The sequence below is a fragment of the Saccharopolyspora sp. NPDC045941 genome, assembly GCF_056431445.1.
Map to the genome: position 1 here is coordinate 73,327 of NZ_JBWKKU010000046.1, position 5,447 is coordinate 78,773.

6 protein-coding genes are annotated in these 5,447 nt (G+C 70.0%); 5 read left to right on the forward strand and 1 reads right to left on the reverse strand.

Features of this window, described 5'->3' with window-relative positions:
- Positions 1–113: 113 nt before the first annotated feature.
- The gene (locus AC07FN_RS30880; protein WP_478398768.1) at positions 114–737 is read right to left on the reverse strand and encodes a hypothetical protein; all 624 of its coding nucleotides are present in this window, start codon (positions 735–737) and stop codon (positions 114–116) included.
- 290 nt (positions 738–1,027) lie between these two features.
- Between AC07FN_RS30880 and AC07FN_RS30885 the strand changes: the two genes are divergently transcribed.
- The 5 genes from AC07FN_RS30885 (at position 1,028) to AC07FN_RS30905 (ending at position 5,235) form a co-directional block, all read left to right on the forward strand.
- Positions 1,028–1,975, forward strand: a complete 948-nt coding sequence (locus AC07FN_RS30885; RefSeq protein WP_478398769.1) for a quinone oxidoreductase family protein — start codon at positions 1,028–1,030, stop codon at positions 1,973–1,975.
- Between the two features lie 363 nt (positions 1,976–2,338).
- Positions 2,339–3,766, forward strand: a complete 1,428-nt coding sequence (locus tag AC07FN_RS30890; RefSeq protein ID WP_478398770.1) for an acyl-CoA carboxylase subunit beta — start codon at positions 2,339–2,341, stop codon at positions 3,764–3,766.
- A gap of 14 nt (positions 3,767–3,780) precedes the next feature.
- Entirely contained in the window at positions 3,781–4,533 is a 753-nt protein-coding gene (locus tag AC07FN_RS30895) for a thioesterase II family protein (RefSeq protein ID WP_478398771.1), read from the forward strand.
- Positions 4,534–4,693: 160 nt separating this feature from the next.
- A complete protein-coding gene (locus AC07FN_RS30900; RefSeq protein ID WP_478398772.1) occupies positions 4,694–4,903 on the forward strand; it encodes a DUF5988 family protein in 210 nt (69 codons plus the stop codon).
- Positions 4,900–5,235 carry a hypothetical protein gene (locus AC07FN_RS30905; RefSeq protein ID WP_478398773.1) on the forward strand — a complete coding sequence of 112 codons (336 nt, stop codon included), beginning with the start codon at positions 4,900–4,902 and terminating at the stop codon, positions 5,233–5,235. The genes AC07FN_RS30900 and AC07FN_RS30905 overlap by 4 nt, the downstream gene beginning before the upstream one ends.
- Positions 5,236–5,447: the final 212 nt, after the last annotated feature.

Sequence of the window (5,447 nt, forward strand, 5' to 3'; positions counted from 1 at the left end):
CCCGTCATCGGCGGCCGAACGATCTCCTATTCCTGCGCGGTCAGATCCGGGTACCAAGTGAACTCCCTGTCGGCTCGTTCAACACGCGGGTTCCGGGGGCCGGGCGCAGGTGCTCAGCCGAGGCTGGTGTTGTACAGACCCGTCAGGGTGATCTCGGTGAGGCCTTCCGGGGAGTCGCACTTCGCCGGGTCGATCCGGCCGATGGTGTTGTTCTCGATGATGTGGCCCTTGAGCTCACCTTCGGTGACCCGGCCCACCGACCGCTCGATGATGACGTCCCCGGCGATCTGGAACGTGCTCACGAACTCCATCACGCTGGTGCGCTCGGACTGGTCCTGGGTGGTCCAGCGCACGCGGTCCTTCACCCACACGATCGCGGACTCGCAGTCGCCCTTGCCCTTGACCTCGACCTCGTGGGCCTTCGTGCCGGTGATCGGCAGGGTGGAGACGCACCGCCCGCTGTGCCCGCCCTCGACGTAGCTGAAGGTGATCTCCTGCTCGGTCCGCTTGAGGCCCGGCGTGATCTTCAGCGTCGCGGTGCCGCTGCACGATTCGCCGTGCACCGGTTCGTCGGCGGTCGCCGCGGACAGCGCGGTCGGGCCGCTCGAGACCACCAGCGTTCCGGCGGCCAGCAGGCCGGCGGAGAGGCTCGCCAACACCCACTTGCCCCGACGGCCGATCAGCGGCGCGGCCTTCTCGTTCGGCCGGGGCGCGTTGCTGGGGGTCTGGGCCTTCATGGGAGGGGCTCCTTCCGGGGTGGTTGCGGGAGATCCGCCCCATTTCTAAGCCACCCAAGAAGGTTTCTCGACCGATCATGCCCGATCGAGAAGGCAGCTCACTCGTCTTCGTTGTCCTGCCCGGAAGGGCGGTTACGGTTCGCAATGACGATGCCGAGATCGCTTCATATATTGTTGCTGTGCAATGGTTTTCAGCCTTTCGATGAGATGATCCTTTCTGGTGCGCCCAGCGGGGGGCCGTGTGGTAGTCCTGGGTGGTCCGTGATCGCAGCACAGCGCTTGGAGATGCGGTGCGCGCCATCCAGATTTCCCGGTACGGCGGGCCGGAAGTGCTCGTACAGGAAGAAGTGCCGGATCCGGCATCCGGCAGCGGTGCGGTGGCCATCCGGGTCAGCGCCGCCGGCGTCAACTACATGGACACCATGTGCACGGCGAATTCCTATCTCAAGCCGGTCGAGCTGCCCTACGTCCCGGGCGGTGAGGTGGTCGGCCGCACCGCCGACGGGCGGCGCGTCCTCGCCATGATGGACGGCGGCGGGTACGCCGAGCTGGTCGTCACGTCCTCCCCGTTCGTCGCCGAGGTCCCGGACGGCGTCGACGACCACCAGGCCGTCGCGCTCGGCGTCCAGGGCCTGTCGGCCTGGCACCTGCTGCGCACCTGCGCGCGGATCGTCCCCGGCGAGTCGGTGGTGGTGAACGCGGCCGCGGGCGGGGTGGGATCGCTGCTGGTCCAGCTGGCGAAGCTGTTCGGGGCGGGCCGCGTGGTGGCCGCGGCGTCGAGCCCCGACAAGCGGGCTTTCGCGATGGCCGTCGGCGCCGACGTCGCCGTGGACGGCGCGGCCGCGGGATATCGCGACCGGGTCGTCGAGGCCAACGCCGGGCGGCCGGTGGACATCATCTTCGACGCCACCGGCGGGGCGGTCTTCGACGCGGCGCTGGACGCGCTCGCGCCGCTCGGGCGGATCGTCACCTACGGCGTGGCGTCCCACGTGCTGCCCGGCCCGATCGCGACGGCGCAGGTCATCGAGCGCACCGTTGCGGTCGGTGGGTTCTGGCTGCCGCAGGTGATCTCGTTGCCCGGGAAGTTCCGGGAGCCGCTGGCGGAGCTGTTCGCCCTCACCGCCGCCGGCCGGCTGCGTCCGGAGATCGGCGGCGTGTACCCGCTCGGCCAGGCGCGGCGGGCGCACGAGGACATGCTCGGCCGGCGGACGCGCGGCAAGCTCGTGCTGGAACCGTGACACCGCTGCCCACCATCGTGCGGGTGCCGACCCCATCGGTGGTGGTGGACCTATTTCCCGGTGGCGCGAACGAGTTCCGGCGTCTCGCGGTAGTCGGGATTCCGGACGCGAGCCGCCGCAGACGATCTCGCCACGGTATTTCCTGTTGCGGTGAAGAGGTTTTTCCTTTCACCGCCGCTCGCGGGCTTGCCCGCATTCGCACGGCGAGGCGGTGCCCGATGCCCGAAGATGGGGCGGGCGCCGATCACCTCGCGAAGTCCGGTGCGGTTCCGGTTGAAACCGCGGGTTCTGCTCGTGCCTCGCCGGAATCCCCGGCGGCAGGACCGATCGGGTCAACGATTCGCCGAAGCCGGGAGGTAGAAGTTGACTGCCACCGCCGCACCGCGGCTGATCGCCGAACGAGCCCCGGATCCCCGCCTACCGGTCGCGCGGCTGGCGCTGCTGCTCGACGGCGATTCCGCCACCCCGCTGCACCCGCCGGACGACAGCGGGGTGGCCGCGGTGGCGGGGCGGGTCGACGGTGCCCGGGTGATCGCGTACTGCACGGATGCCACCAGGATGGGCGGCGCGCTGGGTGCGGACGGGGCGCGGCGCATCGTCGATGCCATCGACCGCGCCGTCCGGGACCGGTGCCCGGTGATCGGGCTGTGGCATTCCGGCGGTGCGAAGCTCGCCGAGGGCGTGGAGTCGATGGACGGCGTAGGCCAGATGTTCGCCGCGATGATCCGCGCTTCCGGTCGGGTGCCGCAGATCTCGGTCGTGCTCGGGCCGGCGGCCGGTGCCGCGGCGTACGGGCCGGCGCTGACCGATGTGGTGATCATGGTGGCCGACGGGCGGCTGTTCGTCACCGGGCCGGACGTGGTGCGCAGCGTCACCGGTGAGCAGGTCGACATGGCCGGGCTCGGCGGCCCCGCGGCGCACGGGCAGAAGTCGGGCGTCGCGCACGTGCTGGCCGACTCGGAGGCGGACGCCTGCACCAGGGCTCGTCGGATCACCGGCCTCCTCGCCCAGCAGGGTGCTTTCGACCTGCGTGCCGTGGCGGAGCGCAAGGATCTGCGGGCGTTGCTGCCGGCAGCCGCCAACCGCGCCTACGACGTGCACCCGCTGGTGCGCGAGATCCTCGATGCCGCCAGCGGTTTCGACGAGTTGCAGCAGAAGTGGGCGCCCAACGTGGTCACCGGCCTGGGCCGGCTCGGCGGGCGCACCGTGGGCGTCGTCGCGAACAACCCGTTGCGCAAGGGCGGCTGCCTTGATTCGTCGTCGGCGGAGAAGGCGGCGAGGTTCGTGCGGATGTGCGACTCGTTCGGCGTGCAGCTGCTGGTCATCGTCGACGTGCCCGGCTACCTGCCCGGCGTGGACCAGGAATGGGCCGGCGTGGTGCGCCGCGGCGCCAAGTTGCTCTACGCCTTCGCCGAATCAGTGGTGCCGCGGGTGACGCTGGTGACCCGGAAGGCATATGGCGGCGCCTACATCGCGATGAATTCCCGAGCGCTGGGTGCGAGCGCGGTGTTCGCTTGGCCGGAGGCCGAAGTCGCGGTGATGGGGACCGAGGCGGCGGTGGGGATCCTGCACCGCAAGAAACTGTCCGCAGTGGACGATGAAGACATGCGGATGGCGCTGCGGGCCGAGCTCGTCGACGAGCACGAGCGCCTCGCCGGCGGCGTCGGCCGCGCGCTTGACATCGGCGTGGTGGACGAGGTGATCGATCCCGCGGACACCCGGCGCCGGGTCGCCGCGGCGCTCGCCGAGGCCACCGCCGGCCGCGGCCACCACGGCAACATCCCGCTTTGACCGGAGGAAGAACGGTGACTGTTCCAGCACGCGGCGGCCAGTTGTGGATCCGCCGCTTCCACCCTGCGCCCGACGCCGGGGTCCGCCTGGTCGCGCTGCCGCACGCGGGCGGCTCGGCCAGCTTCTACTTCCCGCTGTCCCGCGCGCTCGCGCCGCGGGTCGAGGTGCTGTCGGTGCAGTATCCCGGGCGTCAGGACCGGTTGGCGGAGCGCTGCATCGACGACATCGGCGAGCTCGCAGACCGGCTCGCCGCCGAGCTGCGGCCCTGGGCGGATCGCCCGCTGGCGCTCTTCGGCCACAGCATGGGCGCGGCGGTGGGCTTCGAGGTGGCGCGCCGCATGGAGGTCGCGCCGATCCGGCTGATCGCGTCCGGCCGCCGCGCACCGTCGACGCACCGTGACGAGTGGGTGCACCTGCACGACGATGACGGGCTCGTCGCGGACCTGCGGAAGCTGAGCGGGACCGCTCCGGACGTGCTCGGCGACGAGGAGCTGCTGCGCATGATCCTGCCCGCGGTTCGCAGTGACTACCGCGCGGCCGAGACCTACCAGGGCGAGCCCGGGGCGAAGGTGGCCTGCCCGATCACGGTGCTGCTCGGCGACGACGACCCGAAGGTCACCCTGGCGGAAGCCGAAGCCTGGCGGGAGCACACCGACGCCGAAGTGGACCTGCGGGTCTTCCCCGGTGGGCACTTCTACCTGGTCGAGCACCAGGCGGAGGTGCTCGCGGTGCTCGACGAGCGGCTGAAGGTGCCCGATTCCGTGTGAACCCCTGGCACGCCGTCCCGGGCAGGATCACGCACGCAGGTGTGAAAATCCCGCTCAGTGATTGAGAAAATGCGTCCCGGTGGACAGACTTCGTTGTGGGACAACATATCTGAGTCAGTTTGCATCGGTGATCTGCTCGGTTCGGCAGGAGGAGACCGACGTGTCTGGTGATGGGGAAGTCATCCTGGAAGGCGGCCCGGTCGGGATCCCGGCCCAGGTGACGGCCGCGGAGGTGGATCTGGCCGAGCGGATCAAGATCCGGCGGTTGAACGGGTACGACCACTTCGAGCGGACCGAGGACTACCGCGCGGTCGGCGACTCGAACCTCCCGGTGTTCCGCTGGGCGTACCGGACGCAGGTCGCGGAATGACGGGATCGGACGGGCTCGACGGCCTCTTCGAGGTGCGCATCGGTGATCGCGACCTCGGCGTGTTCACCAGCTGCGCGGGCCTGGAGGCCGGAACCGGCGTCGTCGTCCTCAGCCGCCCGCAGGCCGGCCGCGCCGCGGCGATGTCGGATTGGCTGCGCAGCCGCCCGGAGAAGTCGATCGGCGAGATCACGATGCTCGGCCCGGAACGCGCGCCGCTGGTTTGCTGGTCGCTGGCGGGAGTCATGCCCGTGCAGTGGACCGGTCGCGGGCCCGGCGCGCCGTTCGAGACGCTCGAACTGTCCTGCGCTGATCTGACCCGGATCATCTGGTGACCTGCGCCTGAGATCGACCGATGAGTCGTTGCGCAAAGACCCCGCAGTTTCACTGAGGTTTTTCCAACCTCGTTTTGCGTGGCGGTGCGGGTAGCGAAACCTCAGAGGCTCCCTGGACTGTGGGTGCCCTGACTTATTGATGCGTAACTCAAATGTGGCGTGTTCGTTGGTTATGGTGTGAGGGTGGCGGTGACTAACGCTCGGCAGCTTTC